Annotated in this window: 16 protein-coding genes; 7 read left to right on the forward strand and 9 right to left on the reverse strand. The window is 42.6% G+C overall.

Annotated features, from left to right (window positions below; genetic code table 11):
- Nucleotides 1–18 precede the first annotated feature (18 nt).
- Nucleotides 19–597: a DUF6428 family protein gene (locus FEM33_RS14995; protein ID WP_139012837.1), complete on the reverse strand. Its 579-nt coding sequence runs from the start codon at nucleotides 595–597 to the stop codon at nucleotides 19–21.
- 48 nt (nucleotides 598–645) lie between these two features.
- Nucleotides 646–975 (reverse strand): ArsR/SmtB family transcription factor, encoded by a 330-nt coding sequence (locus tag FEM33_RS15000; RefSeq protein WP_139012838.1) that lies wholly within the window; start codon nucleotides 973–975, stop codon nucleotides 646–648.
- Nucleotides 976–1,094: 119 nt separating this feature from the next.
- On the opposite strand from FEM33_RS15000, the gene FEM33_RS15005 reads away from it, so the two are divergent.
- The 3 genes from FEM33_RS15005 to FEM33_RS15015 all read left to right on the forward strand — a co-directional run bounded on the left by FEM33_RS15005 (nucleotide 1,095) and on the right by FEM33_RS15015 (nucleotide 3,484).
- Nucleotides 1,095–1,799 (forward strand): low molecular weight phosphatase family protein, encoded by a 705-nt coding sequence (locus FEM33_RS15005; protein WP_139012839.1) that lies wholly within the window; start codon nucleotides 1,095–1,097, stop codon nucleotides 1,797–1,799.
- A gap of 759 nt (nucleotides 1,800–2,558) precedes the next feature.
- Nucleotides 2,559–3,215 (forward strand): AAA family ATPase, encoded by a 657-nt coding sequence (locus FEM33_RS15010; RefSeq protein WP_139012840.1) that lies wholly within the window; start codon nucleotides 2,559–2,561, stop codon nucleotides 3,213–3,215.
- An 11-nt stretch (nucleotides 3,216–3,226) separates the two neighbouring features.
- A complete protein-coding gene (locus tag FEM33_RS15015) occupies nucleotides 3,227–3,484 on the forward strand; it encodes a hypothetical protein (RefSeq protein ID WP_139012841.1) in 258 nt (85 codons plus the stop codon).
- Nucleotides 3,485–3,574: 90 nt separating this feature from the next.
- Here FEM33_RS15015 and FEM33_RS15020 read toward each other — a convergent pair whose 3' ends face one another.
- Both FEM33_RS15020 and FEM33_RS15025 read right to left on the reverse strand, forming a co-directional pair.
- Entirely contained in the window at nucleotides 3,575–4,579 is a 1,005-nt protein-coding gene (locus tag FEM33_RS15020; RefSeq protein WP_139012842.1) for a replication initiation protein, read from the reverse strand.
- Nucleotides 4,580–5,361: 782 nt separating this feature from the next.
- A complete protein-coding gene (locus FEM33_RS15025) occupies nucleotides 5,362–6,375 on the reverse strand; it encodes a PD-(D/E)XK nuclease family protein (RefSeq protein WP_139012843.1) in 1,014 nt (337 codons plus the stop codon).
- A gap of 250 nt (nucleotides 6,376–6,625) precedes the next feature.
- Between FEM33_RS15025 and FEM33_RS26555 the strand changes: the two genes are divergently transcribed.
- Complete coding sequence (locus tag FEM33_RS26555; protein WP_201747766.1) at nucleotides 6,626–6,892, forward strand: transposase; 267 nt, start codon at nucleotides 6,626–6,628, stop codon at nucleotides 6,890–6,892.
- A 32-nt stretch (nucleotides 6,893–6,924) separates the two neighbouring features.
- Complete coding sequence (locus tag FEM33_RS26560; RefSeq protein WP_229214258.1) at nucleotides 6,925–7,755, forward strand: IS3 family transposase; 831 nt, start codon at nucleotides 6,925–6,927, stop codon at nucleotides 7,753–7,755.
- Here FEM33_RS26560 and FEM33_RS15035 read toward each other — a convergent pair.
- From FEM33_RS15035 to FEM33_RS15050, 4 genes are read right to left on the reverse strand one after another with little or no spacing between them, the layout of a single operon-like run.
- Nucleotides 7,739–7,960: a hypothetical protein gene (locus FEM33_RS15035; RefSeq protein WP_139012845.1), complete on the reverse strand. Its 222-nt coding sequence runs from the start codon at nucleotides 7,958–7,960 to the stop codon at nucleotides 7,739–7,741. The two genes, FEM33_RS26560 and FEM33_RS15035, sit on opposite strands and share 17 nt — an antisense overlap.
- A gap of 35 nt (nucleotides 7,961–7,995) precedes the next feature.
- Nucleotides 7,996–8,478 carry a hypothetical protein gene (locus FEM33_RS15040; protein ID WP_139012846.1) on the reverse strand — a complete coding sequence of 161 codons (483 nt, stop codon included), beginning with the start codon at nucleotides 8,476–8,478 and terminating at the stop codon, nucleotides 7,996–7,998.
- On the reverse strand, nucleotides 8,478–9,185 hold the full coding sequence (locus FEM33_RS15045) for a P-loop NTPase family protein (protein ID WP_139012847.1): 708 nt from the start codon (nucleotides 9,183–9,185) through the stop codon (nucleotides 8,478–8,480). Before FEM33_RS15045 ends, FEM33_RS15040 begins: the two co-directional genes overlap by 1 nt.
- A gap of 35 nt (nucleotides 9,186–9,220) precedes the next feature.
- Nucleotides 9,221–9,577, reverse strand: coding sequence for a hypothetical protein (locus FEM33_RS15050; RefSeq protein ID WP_139012848.1), 357 nt, complete (start codon nucleotides 9,575–9,577; stop codon nucleotides 9,221–9,223).
- A gap of 273 nt (nucleotides 9,578–9,850) precedes the next feature.
- On the opposite strand from FEM33_RS15050, the gene FEM33_RS15055 reads away from it, so the two are divergent.
- Together FEM33_RS15055 and FEM33_RS15060 are read left to right on the forward strand one after the other, a co-directional pair.
- Nucleotides 9,851–10,189: a plasmid mobilization protein gene (locus FEM33_RS15055; RefSeq protein ID WP_139012849.1), complete on the forward strand. Its 339-nt coding sequence runs from the start codon at nucleotides 9,851–9,853 to the stop codon at nucleotides 10,187–10,189.
- On the forward strand, nucleotides 10,186–10,998 hold the full coding sequence (locus tag FEM33_RS15060; protein WP_139012850.1) for a relaxase/mobilization nuclease domain-containing protein: 813 nt from the start codon (nucleotides 10,186–10,188) through the stop codon (nucleotides 10,996–10,998). The genes FEM33_RS15055 and FEM33_RS15060 overlap by 4 nt, the downstream gene beginning before the upstream one ends.
- A gap of 90 nt (nucleotides 10,999–11,088) precedes the next feature.
- On the opposite strand, the gene FEM33_RS15065 is transcribed toward FEM33_RS15060, so the two are convergent.
- On the reverse strand, nucleotides 11,089–11,616 hold the full coding sequence (locus FEM33_RS15065; protein WP_229214256.1) for a hypothetical protein: 528 nt from the start codon (nucleotides 11,614–11,616) through the stop codon (nucleotides 11,089–11,091).
- Nucleotides 11,617–11,958 lie beyond the last annotated feature (342 nt).

The following is an 11,958-nucleotide window of genomic DNA, read 5'->3' on the forward strand; positions in this document are numbered from 1 at the left end:
ATTTAGCAGATTAGATTATTAACAGCATCCCCCGCCTGGCGTGCAACTTTGAGTTTCAGCACCAACCATTTCAAGTACCTGCACTTGTTTAACATCAGTTTCCTTTTTGCTGGAAGGTGTGCAGCATTCTTCACCGGAAGGTGTAGTACCACAGCTTTGTCCCCTGGTTATTGCCTTGCACTGGGTAAAATCAGCGGCCAGGTTAACAGTAAAGGAATCACCTTCAGCTATAAATTCAGAAGGGTACATCTGGCGGGTGTCAAACTTTGAATTACCAAATTCTATTTTGACCACGCCTAGCGGATTAAGTGGAAGCGATTTTTCTACCAGGCTGATGATGGAAAGCGCTTTGCTTACTTTCATGGCACGTTCAGTCTCTGCTACCGACGGCTCCCAAAGCTGCACAATGATTTCCGTCCAGCTGTTCATCACGCCACCGCAATCGACAGATACAATCGGAGCCTGTTTGATCTCGGTAATATGATATGATGCATCTACATACTCACCTTCTGCATATTGGAATTGGAGGATTTTATCCGGATTTCCCAAAAGCGTGCTTTTGAAGGCTTGCCAGTTCATTGGATTTAAATTGTTCATTGCTATGTTACGATAAAATAAAAATAAATAAATTATTTGTCCACATACTTATTTGCAGCAAGCTACTTCAATATCCGGTTCAAAGATTTCTCCAAATATAGCTTTTGCTTCCTGCCATACTGTTTCATTGATGCAATAGCAAACACGGGGCGGATTGATTTCCCCATGCAGGATACCAATGTTTTTGAGCTCCTTTAAATGCTGTGAAACCGTTGCCTGCGCAAGCGGCAGCACTTCCACCAGATCCCCGCAAACGCATGATTTCTCTTTTAAAAGATGCTGAATGATAGCAACCCGTGCCGGATGGGCCAGCGCCTTAGCCAGATCAGCAATCCGGTTTTGTTTATCCGTAAAAACTTGTGTTTTTGTAACTCCCATATCCCAAAGGTATAAATAATTTTATTCATTGCAATAATACGATAAGTATTTTTTGTGAAAATTCTCATCGTATATTTACGATTGAATCGATGCAATTTCAAGTTTAAATTAAAATAACTATGAAGCTCTTAAATCTGGTTGTGTGTTTGTTGTTGTTACCGTCTGCCATTATTCTCGCTGATGAGCCAGTTAAAAAGGTAGCTATCAATCCAACCCTTTTAACTTATATAAATAATGTAAAATCTGATTTCTCAAAAATCCCAAAGGATAGAAAAGAAGAGTTAGACAAAATCACCCTATTTATACAGAATAAAGTCAATTCAGCTGAGCCGGTGCAACTCACATATATTTGTACACATAACTCCCGACGTAGCCATTTCGGTCAGATTTGGGCTGCGACAGCTGCTGCATACTATAATATTCCAAAGGTTAAAACATTCTCGGGGGGAACTGAGTCCAGTGCCTTCAACGAAAGAGCTGTTGCTGCATGCACCCGGGCTGGATTTGAGATCACTAAAACATCCGAAGACAAAAACCCTCTTTATGAAGTGGGATACGCTACGGATGCAGAACCATTAAAGGCATTTTCAAAAAAATATGATGATCCCAGCAACCCTCAAAATGGTTTTTGTGCAATCATGACCTGCTCTCAGGCAGACAAGGCTTGCCCTGTCGTTAAAGGAGCTTCTTCACGGATAGCTGTTCCCTACGACGACCCAAAAGAATTTGATGGGAAAGCACAGGAAACCGCTAAATACGATGAACGCTGCAGGCAAATTGCAACGGAGACATTATATGTGTTTTCGAAAGTAAAGGTTCAATAGTGTATATGATCGCCATGTAGCATTTCGGACAGCCAGGTCCTCTTGATCAACGTCCAGAGATCAGCCCGCTTAGAATTGAGTGTACCAAATTATCCCAGGAGAAAAAACCTACGCAAAAGTCGTGACGGTTTTTCTCCCTTTCTTTAGTTTACCCCAGAATACGAAATTAATTACGCATTAACGATTACGCATTTACACAATTGTGCATTTGTATAAATGTGTAAATGTGCTTATTTGTCTTAGTCAGCAGTTAAGCGAATTGAATGCTTCATAGTTCTAGCTGGGAGTATTCTGCTTATACACGAGCGTTGTCTCCTACTCTATTTGATGCCAAGACTCAGTCATTAACTGGTGTATGCACATTTACGCTTATGTGTAAAAACTTATATGTGTTTTTACACATAAGTGTAAATGTGCATATATGTATTTGCATATACAGTGCATCTGCTGCTTTAAGTATTTGTTTATACAATAGCCGCTGAATAGCCTGGCAAGTACTTGGCACTTTTACGATACTCAGGAATGCGTCGCGCTTAGTATCCGCACAAGATGACTCGATAACAGCCCATCGGAATGAAGCGATATCTAGTGGTAATGTTGGTAAGAATTCAGTTCTGAATAAAAAAATATGTTGTTCTAAATGTCTTATAATAAGCAATATACTAAAATGTGCATTTGTGCTTTTGTATTTTTATGCATTAGTGTAAATATGTATTTGCGTTAATGTGTATATTTAATGAAAACAAAGTAACTAGGCTAATGATCATTTCTATATCGACGTTAAAAGGTGGTGTTGGCAAGTCAACCATAACACAGAATTTGGCAGTGTGCCTGGCAGAGTCAGGATATGATGTTTGTATTGTAGACGCTGATACGAACCAGAGCGCAATGCAATGGTGCGAGATACGCGAAAGGGAACGCCTAGCAGATGACAGTATAGCAGAGATACCGGTGTTCGGTCAGACGGATGGAGCAGAGCTAATTAAGACTGTCAAGCAACTCAACGAGAAATTTAATATCATCTTAATTGACGGTACACCATCACTCGATAAGCTTACGAGCAAAATTATCCTTCTGGCAGATCTACTGATCATACCGATTGTACCGAGTGTCTTAGATGTGTGGGCTTCTGTTAAATTTTTGGATCGCTATGAAGAATCGCAAGCGCAAAAGGGCAGAAAAATACCAGCATACTTGCTAGTCAATCAAAACCAAAATACTAACCTGGCCAAGGAGGTAAAAGAGGCATTAGATTCGATTGAAATTCCCGTTCTAAAAAACTCCCTCAAAAATCGTACAGCATACCGTGAGGCAGTGGTGAAGGGTAGGGGAGTGTATGAATGGAAAGATGTTAAAGCTAAGGCTGAAATGGTTACACTTTCCAATGAGATAACTAAGATTTTAAAGAAACTTTAAATTAGAATATAATGGCAAAAAATAAGCTAGGTATCTCTGACACTTTCAATTTGAGTCCGAAAGTCGCTGTGAAGAAATCGGAAATCGATATTGAGCGTACTGAAAAGGTCGTAAAGGAAATTCACTCATCAAAAAAGGAGATCAAGCGTGTCCCGCTAGAAATGGATATGGATTTATATACTCAAATGATGATTAAGCGAATTGTTGGAAAACAAAAGGTTAAGGGTTATCTAATCGGACTAATCAAGAAAGATCTTGGAATAGAATAATTTAATGCACAAATGTGCATTTACACATTTGTGCATGTTGTTTTCCAGCTCACGCTTTTAAATGATGTTTTGAAGACATTGATGGGATTGCTATCTTTTTTCAGGCAATGGGTTAAAAATTATGCTCGTTTGGCCGTAATCCGCGATTTTATTTTTCATAATGCCAATTACGTATGGTATTCCCATATTTTTGGCCTTGGCCTCATTTATAAAAAGGTTCAAATCACTGGCCAGGCGTTGTTCGCCAAAAAGTCTCTTGTATTCTTTAAACAACTCCAGGTTCTTTCCTTTCAGATTGATTCCCATTCTGCTACAATTGTTGACGAGATCTTTCTTGAAGTCCCAGTAAGGGCTGATTTTATTTCGCTGGACAGATAACTCGTGGGCGTTTTCTGTCTTGATGATGTTAAACCGAATCGATTCAACCGTTTTTCCCTTCTTTACCTCTTTATAGCTAAATCTTATATCGGTTAACTTGTTATCATTAAGCTGTTTCAAGGCGATCTCTAAAACACGAGCCTTGAAGTTTGCATATAGAAGATGCTTGTCCAGGCAGTCAGTTAATCTTCTCAATTCCTGAACGGAAATAATCATGAAATCTCGATCTCGCCAGCTAGCGAGAACTTCGTATAACTTGGTTGCATGAACACTTGTCAAACTATTCAAAACTCGGGCTTGAAAAATTGTATAGCCCTTGGTTAGGTCAAATAGTGTATTATAGAATACTTTATCGACGGATAGGGTAATTATTTCGGATTTGGCCGGAAGCTCCCCCCAGTTCAAGAAACCAGTGATCCGTGTCCCGTCTTTTTTTTCGATGTAAACAGCCTTCGACTTAAGGCCAACTAACGCATCACGAAGCTCTTTATATCGGTCATGCTTTACTATGTCGTTTGCACGGAACTTCATTATGATCGAATCAGCGTCTACGTTATCATTCCGATAACTGATCGCTTGGACCCGATAATTAGCCATTTCCCTAATTTCAGTGGACAAGTTATCTATGATTGCATTGACAATTCGTCGCTCATAAATATTTAACACACTCCTGGCATGTGTAATATCATTGGACTGGATAGTAATATGCTCACTCATAATAACTTATCTTGTGCATTAGTGTAATACTGAACGCAAAAAAGGCATGTTCCTACCCGTGCATTTGCGTAATATTCAAATATAGGGATAACTTTTGATTGTGTGCATTTATGTAATATGAAAAATGACTGATTTTTGATTGAATGTTTTCACTGGACTCTGTGCATTTATGTAATACAAGGAGCAAAATCGCTAACCAATTTGCAGATGACGTGTGCAATGGTGTAATACTTAAAGAGAAATATTGGATTCCGCAGGTTCCTGACCTGTGCATTTATGTAATTTTGTCTTCGCAGCGAGCTAGATCACTCGATGTGGATAACTTTGGTACTTGTGCCTATATGTAATAGTGCCTGTGCCTTTATGCAATTACTCTTGTGCCTATATGTAATAGTTGCTTGTGCCTAAAGGTAATTTATCCTGTGCCTATATGTAATGTGAATTCTTTGTATCTCACTCATATTCAATATACTACATGGTAGTACAATACAATACAATGTTTTATCAGACAAAATATTTATATCACTGTTTGTTTCTTCTACTACATCGTTAGTTTTTAAAATTTTTTAAAAACTCTGTTTTATTAAAGATTAAAATTGAAATCTGACAAATTTTAAAAAAGGAGAGGAGCCGGGGCGGCGGGCAGGTGCCTAAATGTAATATCTCAGCATATAATACTGATTTACAGTAACTTATGTCAAGTTTGTTGACTATTAGACGCACACGTTGGGCAGATCAATCATATTAGGGATGTTTAATATAACTTAACAACCTTTCTAAATTTAATTCATGCTTGTGTTCGCCGCATAAAGATCGAGGACGACCTGTATGCTTTGTAGAGTTAATAAAAGCTGCGGCATATCAATCAAATGATTGATAGTCTGTGGTACGGCATTATCAACGATTGCAAGTGTTGATGTTTTTCCTAACCGATACTTTTTTGGCCTAACAATATCAAGCCCATACTCTAACCCAAGTAAACGTACCTCAGAGCAAACCTGGTTAAGAGTTTCGATTTTCAGGTCTAAACCGCTAATCTTGATTGTGACGCGTATGTCGCTTTTAAGCCTGTTTTCAATTTGTATATATAGCTCGAAGCTTTCTGCTTTTACCCAGTGGTACCAGAAGCCGAGAAAGCCGCCTGTTGGGTTTGATACATATTTCCAGTCGGTCCATTCTGGGATAAGCTGTTGAAGCTCTACATAAAAGCCTTCTGCTGCGCTCATTTCATTGTTTACGATATCAAAGCTTGCATAAGAGGTTGTCAGCTCTTCCAATGCGCTCAGATATGCACAGAAGTCATTGAAAATATTATTATTCACCTGGTGGCTATTCAATATCTGGAGTACTGCCTTTCTGTCGATTACCGTGTAGCCATCTTGTTCCCGGATCAGGTTCAGTGTCGCCGTGCTCTCATTGCCGGTTTTCAGATAGACAAATCTTAGGATGTGAGGTTTGCCATTATAGCGTTCCAGTATAAATTCTTTATAGCGTGACAATTGGCCAGAATGTGCGCCGGTGTTAGTCTTGTCTTCTATGCAAATGAAATACTCGTCATTCACTTCTGCCCACAGGTCAATGTTCTGCAATTGTCTGCCGGCATTGACATTTAAGACCTTATAGTCTCCGGATTGCCCAACCAGCAGCTTGACAAAGTCTTGTGCAGCACGATTTAGAGCGGGGTCAATAGCGCTGTGGGCTTGATCTGCCCACAGCAAGAGCCACACGAAGAAACTGTCCTGAGTCAGCTCTTTTGTGGCTAGGCGGAATATGTTCGGCGTTATTTTTTGTATCATTAGAGAAACGACTCAAACCATTCTTCTATGTCGAATGTGGGAACCCTAAATATAAGTTCAGGATTGTTAGTTTGGATAAATAACTGATCTTTAAAGTTGCCATTCCCGAAAAATAAAAATCATTCCTTTTTTGGGTGGCGCAAAGCGGACCGGAGTAATAGAAATTTCTTCTAGCAACATATAGATCATGTAAGCTTCCCCAAAAATAGAGTGGTGATGAATTAGACAAATTTTCTAATTTTAATCTGCTATGAAGGGAAAAACATTCACAGAAACTCAGATCGTCAAAATCCTCAAAGATTTGGATTCTGGCAAGCAGGCAAATGACGTTGCTCGGGAAAATGGTATCTCCAAAGCCACATTATACAATTGGCGCAAGAGGTACAGCGGTATGGGTGCTTCGGAACTTTCCGAATTGAAAGCACTCAAGGAGGAGAACCGTCGTCTGAAGCACATGTATGCGGAATTGGCTCTGGATCACAGGCTGGCAAAAGAGATTATCGAAAAAAAGCTTTAAAGCCTGCTCAGAAGCGGCTAATTGTTTCCGACATTTCTCAGGAAACTGAATTTAGCATTGAGCGGGCGTGCAGAGTTTTACAGTTAAGTACGGGTGTCTTTTATTACAAAACTGTCAAGAACGACCTGCCTGTTGTAGACGTGCTTAATGAGCTGGCAGAAGAACATCCCACCAGAGGTTTCGATTGGTATTATGGCAATTTGCGGAACAGAGGCTTGCCTTGGAATCGCAAACGAGTGCTTCGAATCTATCGAAGTATGGATCTCAAATTAAGGCGTAAGCGAAAAAGGCGTATTCTAAAACGACCAAAGCAGCCCTTAATCGAAGCTCAAACGTTGAATGAAACCTGGAGCATGGATTTTGTGAGCGATGCGCTTAGCTCTGGCAGACGCGTGCGAACGTTAATAGTCATGGATGACGCTAGTAGAGAAGCACTTGCAGCGCATGCGGACTACTCCCTTTGTGCCGGTAAAGTCATACAAGTCTTGCAGCAGTTAGAGTTGGAGCGAGGGCTACCACTATCAATAAGAACTGATAATGGCCCGGAGTTCATCAGCAAGAAACTGGCCAAATGGTGCGAAGAAAAGCAGATCGAGCGAAAATTTATTCAGCCAGGAAAGCCGATGCAGAATGGCTACAACGAAAGACTGAACAGAACTTATCGGGAAGACGTCCTGGATGCATACTTTTTTGACTCTCTGGAACAGCTACGCATTTTATCGGACAAATGGCTTGACAACTACAACAGCAAGCACCCACACAGGTCAATGAAGGGACTAACGCCAAATCAGAAGCACATACTATTGAAAGAAAATGCCACGAAAAAAGAAGAATTAACTGTTAAAATCAACAACCAAGTCTAACTCGCCGCCCCTCTAAAAATGGGAAGCGTACAATCACGATCTGACTATCTTGTGAAAAGCCTGAAAGGTCTTTTTTGATAGTTGATGCGCCAGTTGATATCTCGTTACCAATTTCTCGAATGAGCTGGTGGCACTTTTCGTTCGCTGCCAAGATGGCTGCTAATCTTTCGGAAGAAAGCGTGTTAGTTTTTTTTGACTTAGTCATTAGATCTTACTGTATAGGAGCTGATTCCGAGCAGGTTATTCTTCTCTGTTGAGAAGCCTTACGCCTTTTTTGTCCGGCGTCACTTCATAATTTTCCTTCGGAATAAAGTATTCCCCATTGTGGTCACGAACGAACTGTCGTGTGATGAAATTCCAGCGCTTTTCTGCTAGCTCGATCTTCTCCTGATCAGTGATTGCGCCTTTAAGAATGAATGCAGCCACGCAGCAAAAAATGAAAGCAGAAAAGACCAGGCTAACAGCTACGATATTCTGGCCGATGCCGGTGGAGAGGTTACCCCACCAGACCGTCCATGCAGATGCATTATGGCCGTAATGGTTGTTATAGACGACCGGCTTGATACTGTCATTGACTTTGGCAGCAGCCTGGTCGATCTTGTTGACAGACTGCTCGACGGCCAGCATCAACGGAACGAGCTCGGGCTCAATCTGGGATTCAGAGAGATTGAAGCGGAGTGCCAGCCGGTGACGCTCCTGGATTAACTTTGAACGGTCTTCCATCAGCTGATAATTTCGTGGATTTCCTGTTGTTTCTTACGGTACATGATCTTGGACATTAGCCCCAGGCTGGCAGGATCAGGCTGGGGCTGCGAGATCAAATCAATGATATCTTTTACCGCCCCCCCGGACCCCAGGTCACCAAACTGTTTCAGCTCGATGCCCAGTTCTTTCAATTTCTCCACTGCTTTTTCAGCTGTTTCTACCCCACCAAAGGTGCCCATATTGACCAGCATCGTAAGCGGGAAATGACCGGCAAGCGCTGTCATCAATGCATTGTAATAGTTGACACAGGATGCCAGGGCATCACGGCCTGCTACTACAACAAATACGCGAAGTGTAATCCCGAGTGCAGCGAGTTCTTGCTGCAAGATGTCCGCTGGCACGTCATGCTGTAAAAGGTGTAGAAACTCTGCCGATTCGGGCGCACCAAAATCGACATAATACTTCTCGGATTTGCCGCCAGCAAGACCTTCAAAAAGCTCGACGATCTTTTCGCGTTCCAACTTCTTGTACTCGTTGAGTATTTTAAAACTCCGGACACGCTGATCACCTACGACGGCCCCCAGACGGGCAACCGAGGTCTGGGTAGACTCGTCCAGGTCAATAAAATTTGTCTTTTCTTCTTTCTGGTTTTGTGCGACAAACCAGATGAACAGGGATTTTCCGACCCCTCCCTTTGATTGTAATACCAGATTAACCTGCTTCATGCTTATCGTTGATAGTTATTGATAAAATACAATTATTAGAAATCAGTGAAATCAAGTCCTTGGTCTTTTTCCCCCTTTGGTTGTTTGGTAGCATTTTCAACGATTGAGCCCCAATCCTTATCGGGTGGGGCAAAGAGAGGACTTTGTTTAGGGAGGGTGGGGGTAGGAGTGCCTGACCCCTGAGCTGGCAGGGAGACGCTAGCCCGTTTGATCCTTTTTTTAAGCGTGTATATTGATTGCTCCGTCAATGTGATCCCAAGCTCGTCTTTGATCTGGGAAACCATGATCTGGGCAGGAACCTGGAAAAGCGTGTCACCATAATAACGGAGCAGCACATCAAAACGACCTTTCAAATTAAGCTCAAAAGCCTGAATCACATACTTTTTGTTCATAGCTCCAATATATATCTGTTATGACGCCAATATAGGTCTAATAATGGCATATTCAAAAGAAAATTGTAAAAAGTAACCGACCAACTATCTAAATTGATACATTTGGATTAAAAATGGGTATGTGTGAAGTAAAGCAAGCCATGTGTTTGTATATACAAATTCTTTGCTTTGCTCGAATCTGCATCTCCAAACACACCGGTCGTACCTCCCTTGACTTGCCGGGGCTCCGCCCCAAACCCCGGGGGACACAGTCCCCTTTTTGAACTTTATGCTATGGAAGAACCAGAGAAGAACCCGCATTATGAAGCCCGCAAGGCGGGTACTGCCAGCCGGGAAAACAAGGGCAAAATGATCCCTGTACGGGTTACCGAGCAGGAGCATGCACAGATCAAGGCGAACGCGATCCTGGCCGGCCTGAGCGTCTCAGAATACCTGCGCCGGCTCGGGACCGGCCACCAAGTGAAAGCCCGGTTTGAGAAGGAGGAAAAGCGGAACCTTCAAGGGATCGGCACGAACCTGAACCAGCTGGCGGCGTATGCGAACAAAGGGTTCTTCAATGAAAAGCCGTTGCTGGCAGTGTTGGATCAACTTAAAAAAGTACTACAATCATGATCGCTAAAACATTGATCGGATCTGACTTTTCGGGAGCCATCCATTACGGTGCAGGGTATACCGTGGAAGGAAAGGAGGTCATGAATAAGGCCGATCTTTTAATCGCGCACAACGTTGTTTCGCGCGACCCGAAAGGTATCGCTGCCGAGATGCAGCAGGAGGCCTTGTACAGTCGGTGTAAGACGCCGGTGTGGCACTCATCAATCAGTTGGAAGCCGGAAGAGAAGCCTACACGTGAGCAGATGATCGAGACGGCAAACCTATATTGTCAAAAGATGGGCGCTAACCCGAAAGACCATCAGGTCGTCGTTTATGAGCACCATGACAAGCCGCACCAGCATATCCATGTTTATATCAACCGGGTGCCCACCGATGGCGGCAAGGCGCTTGAAACCTCGCATAATTATGCACGCAATGTGCGGATCTGCAAGGAGATTACCGAGGAGCTAGGATTTGCCAAACTGGAAAAATTGGAAGAAGGAAAGCTGCGCCATGTTGCAGTTAATCAGGAGGAAGCCCAGAAAATGGTCAACCTGGCTATCAAAGCTGCTTTGAAAGAGAAGTCTGACACACCAGAAGATATGGAAGAGCGGCTCAAAAAGGAGGGGATCGAGTGTAAATACAAAGTAGAAGAAGGGAAGCTGAAATATTCGAGTTACAGCTATCAGGGCGTGCCGATCAAAGGGCAGGATGTTGGCTTTACGGCTAAGCAATTGCAGGCCAGGCTCGACAAAAACCAGCAGCTCGTTCAAGAGCAGGAGAAGAAGCCACAGCAGGAGCAGAAGCGCAGGCGTGGGTTAGGCCTTTAATATTAATAGCCAGTGGTTGCAAGGAGCTATTGGCTATTAAAGTGGTGTGGATATCGGTATTAGTATTCCGGTATGATTTAACAAAGATTATTACTCTGTTTCATCCGGATTGCTGGCTTTTGGCTTTCTTCCTCTGGGCTTACCGGTGTAAGCCGGTTTTGGCTCTTTTGTCGAAACGGCCAAGTGATAAGCCGGTGCATCTTCATACATGAAAATGGAAACCGTAAAAACATACTCCTGGGCAGCATAATCGATGCCATTCTTTGAAAGGATCAACTCCAAAGGAAGCGAATAGCCGCGGCCCATCCGGACGAGTTGAAAACCTGACTCTTCGCTGGTAGGCACCAGGTACAGGTTCTTAATTTTTCGTTTCCCTTGGTCTGTGCCAACCTGGAACCGGGTGTTTGTATCAAGGGCCAGCTCTTCCAAAGTAGCAGTAGGGAATACGATCCTTCCAGCAGATGTGATCCGCCCGCCTGGAAGCTGCTTTCCTTTTTCTGCCCGAGTGGCTTTTTCTTGATTTTCTTCAGGGGAAAAAAATTTGATGTTTTTCATTTTAATAAAGTGCTGTGTCATTGTAGCCCACCAATATACAGCGCCTATTTTAAAGATCAGCATTTATTAAGCCAATGCAGTTTTCATGACTGTCAAGTATCTTTTGTCCTATACCACCGTTCTGGCAGGCAGGAGCGACAGCAACCGGGCCCAATCCGTACCAGCCCATGTTTTGACCCGGGTAATCGGCTGGCTGGGCCTTTCGAATCAAAAAATCCTGCATCATACTATTGGCAAACGTTGTCTGGGGGAATTTACAGCCTGTTTTGTACAACTACTAAGATTCTGTGTTGGTAACCTATAAAATTACATTTTTTTATACATTTGTTTTTGAAGGCAGCCAAGAGCCAGCCAGTATAGCATGTTTATGCATTTTGTGCGGACATGCTATTTTTTTGCTCTGCC

This window comes from Dyadobacter flavalbus (genome assembly GCF_006149045.1).
Lineage (GTDB): Bacteria > Bacteroidota > Bacteroidia > Cytophagales > Spirosomataceae > Dyadobacter > Dyadobacter flavalbus.

What these genes read in the sequence shown, in the direction of transcription:
- FEM33_RS14995 (WP_139012837.1), bottom strand. Translation starts at nt 597, where the DNA reads ATGAACAATTTAAATCCAATGAACTGGCAAGCCTTCAAAAGCACGCTT.
- FEM33_RS15000 (WP_139012838.1), bottom strand. Translation starts at nt 975, where the DNA reads ATGGGAGTTACAAAAACACAAGTTTTTACGGATAAACAAAACCGGATT.
- FEM33_RS15005 (WP_139012839.1), top strand. Translation starts at nt 1,095, where the DNA reads ATGAAGCTCTTAAATCTGGTTGTGTGTTTGTTGTTGTTACCGTCTGCC.
- FEM33_RS15010 (WP_139012840.1), top strand. Translation starts at nt 2,559, where the DNA reads ATGATCATTTCTATATCGACGTTAAAAGGTGGTGTTGGCAAGTCAACC.
- FEM33_RS15015 (WP_139012841.1), top strand. Translation starts at nt 3,227, where the DNA reads ATGGCAAAAAATAAGCTAGGTATCTCTGACACTTTCAATTTGAGTCCG.
- FEM33_RS15020 (WP_139012842.1), bottom strand. Translation starts at nt 4,579, where the DNA reads ATGAGTGAGCATATTACTATCCAGTCCAATGATATTACACATGCCAGG.
- FEM33_RS15025 (WP_139012843.1), bottom strand. Translation starts at nt 6,375, where the DNA reads ATGATACAAAAAATAACGCCGAACATATTCCGCCTAGCCACAAAAGAG.
- FEM33_RS26555 (WP_201747766.1), top strand. Translation starts at nt 6,626, where the DNA reads ATGAAGGGAAAAACATTCACAGAAACTCAGATCGTCAAAATCCTCAAA.
- FEM33_RS15035 (WP_139012845.1), bottom strand. Translation starts at nt 7,960, where the DNA reads ATGACTAAGTCAAAAAAAACTAACACGCTTTCTTCCGAAAGATTAGCA.
- FEM33_RS15040 (WP_139012846.1), bottom strand. Translation starts at nt 8,478, where the DNA reads ATGGAAGACCGTTCAAAGTTAATCCAGGAGCGTCACCGGCTGGCACTC.
- FEM33_RS15045 (WP_139012847.1), bottom strand. Translation starts at nt 9,185, where the DNA reads ATGAAGCAGGTTAATCTGGTATTACAATCAAAGGGAGGGGTCGGAAAA.
- FEM33_RS15050 (WP_139012848.1), bottom strand. Translation starts at nt 9,577, where the DNA reads ATGAACAAAAAGTATGTGATTCAGGCTTTTGAGCTTAATTTGAAAGGT.
- FEM33_RS15055 (WP_139012849.1), top strand. Translation starts at nt 9,851, where the DNA reads ATGGAAGAACCAGAGAAGAACCCGCATTATGAAGCCCGCAAGGCGGGT.
- FEM33_RS15060 (WP_139012850.1), top strand. Translation starts at nt 10,186, where the DNA reads ATGATCGCTAAAACATTGATCGGATCTGACTTTTCGGGAGCCATCCAT.
- FEM33_RS15065 (WP_229214256.1), bottom strand. Translation starts at nt 11,616, where the DNA reads ATGCTGATCTTTAAAATAGGCGCTGTATATTGGTGGGCTACAATGACA.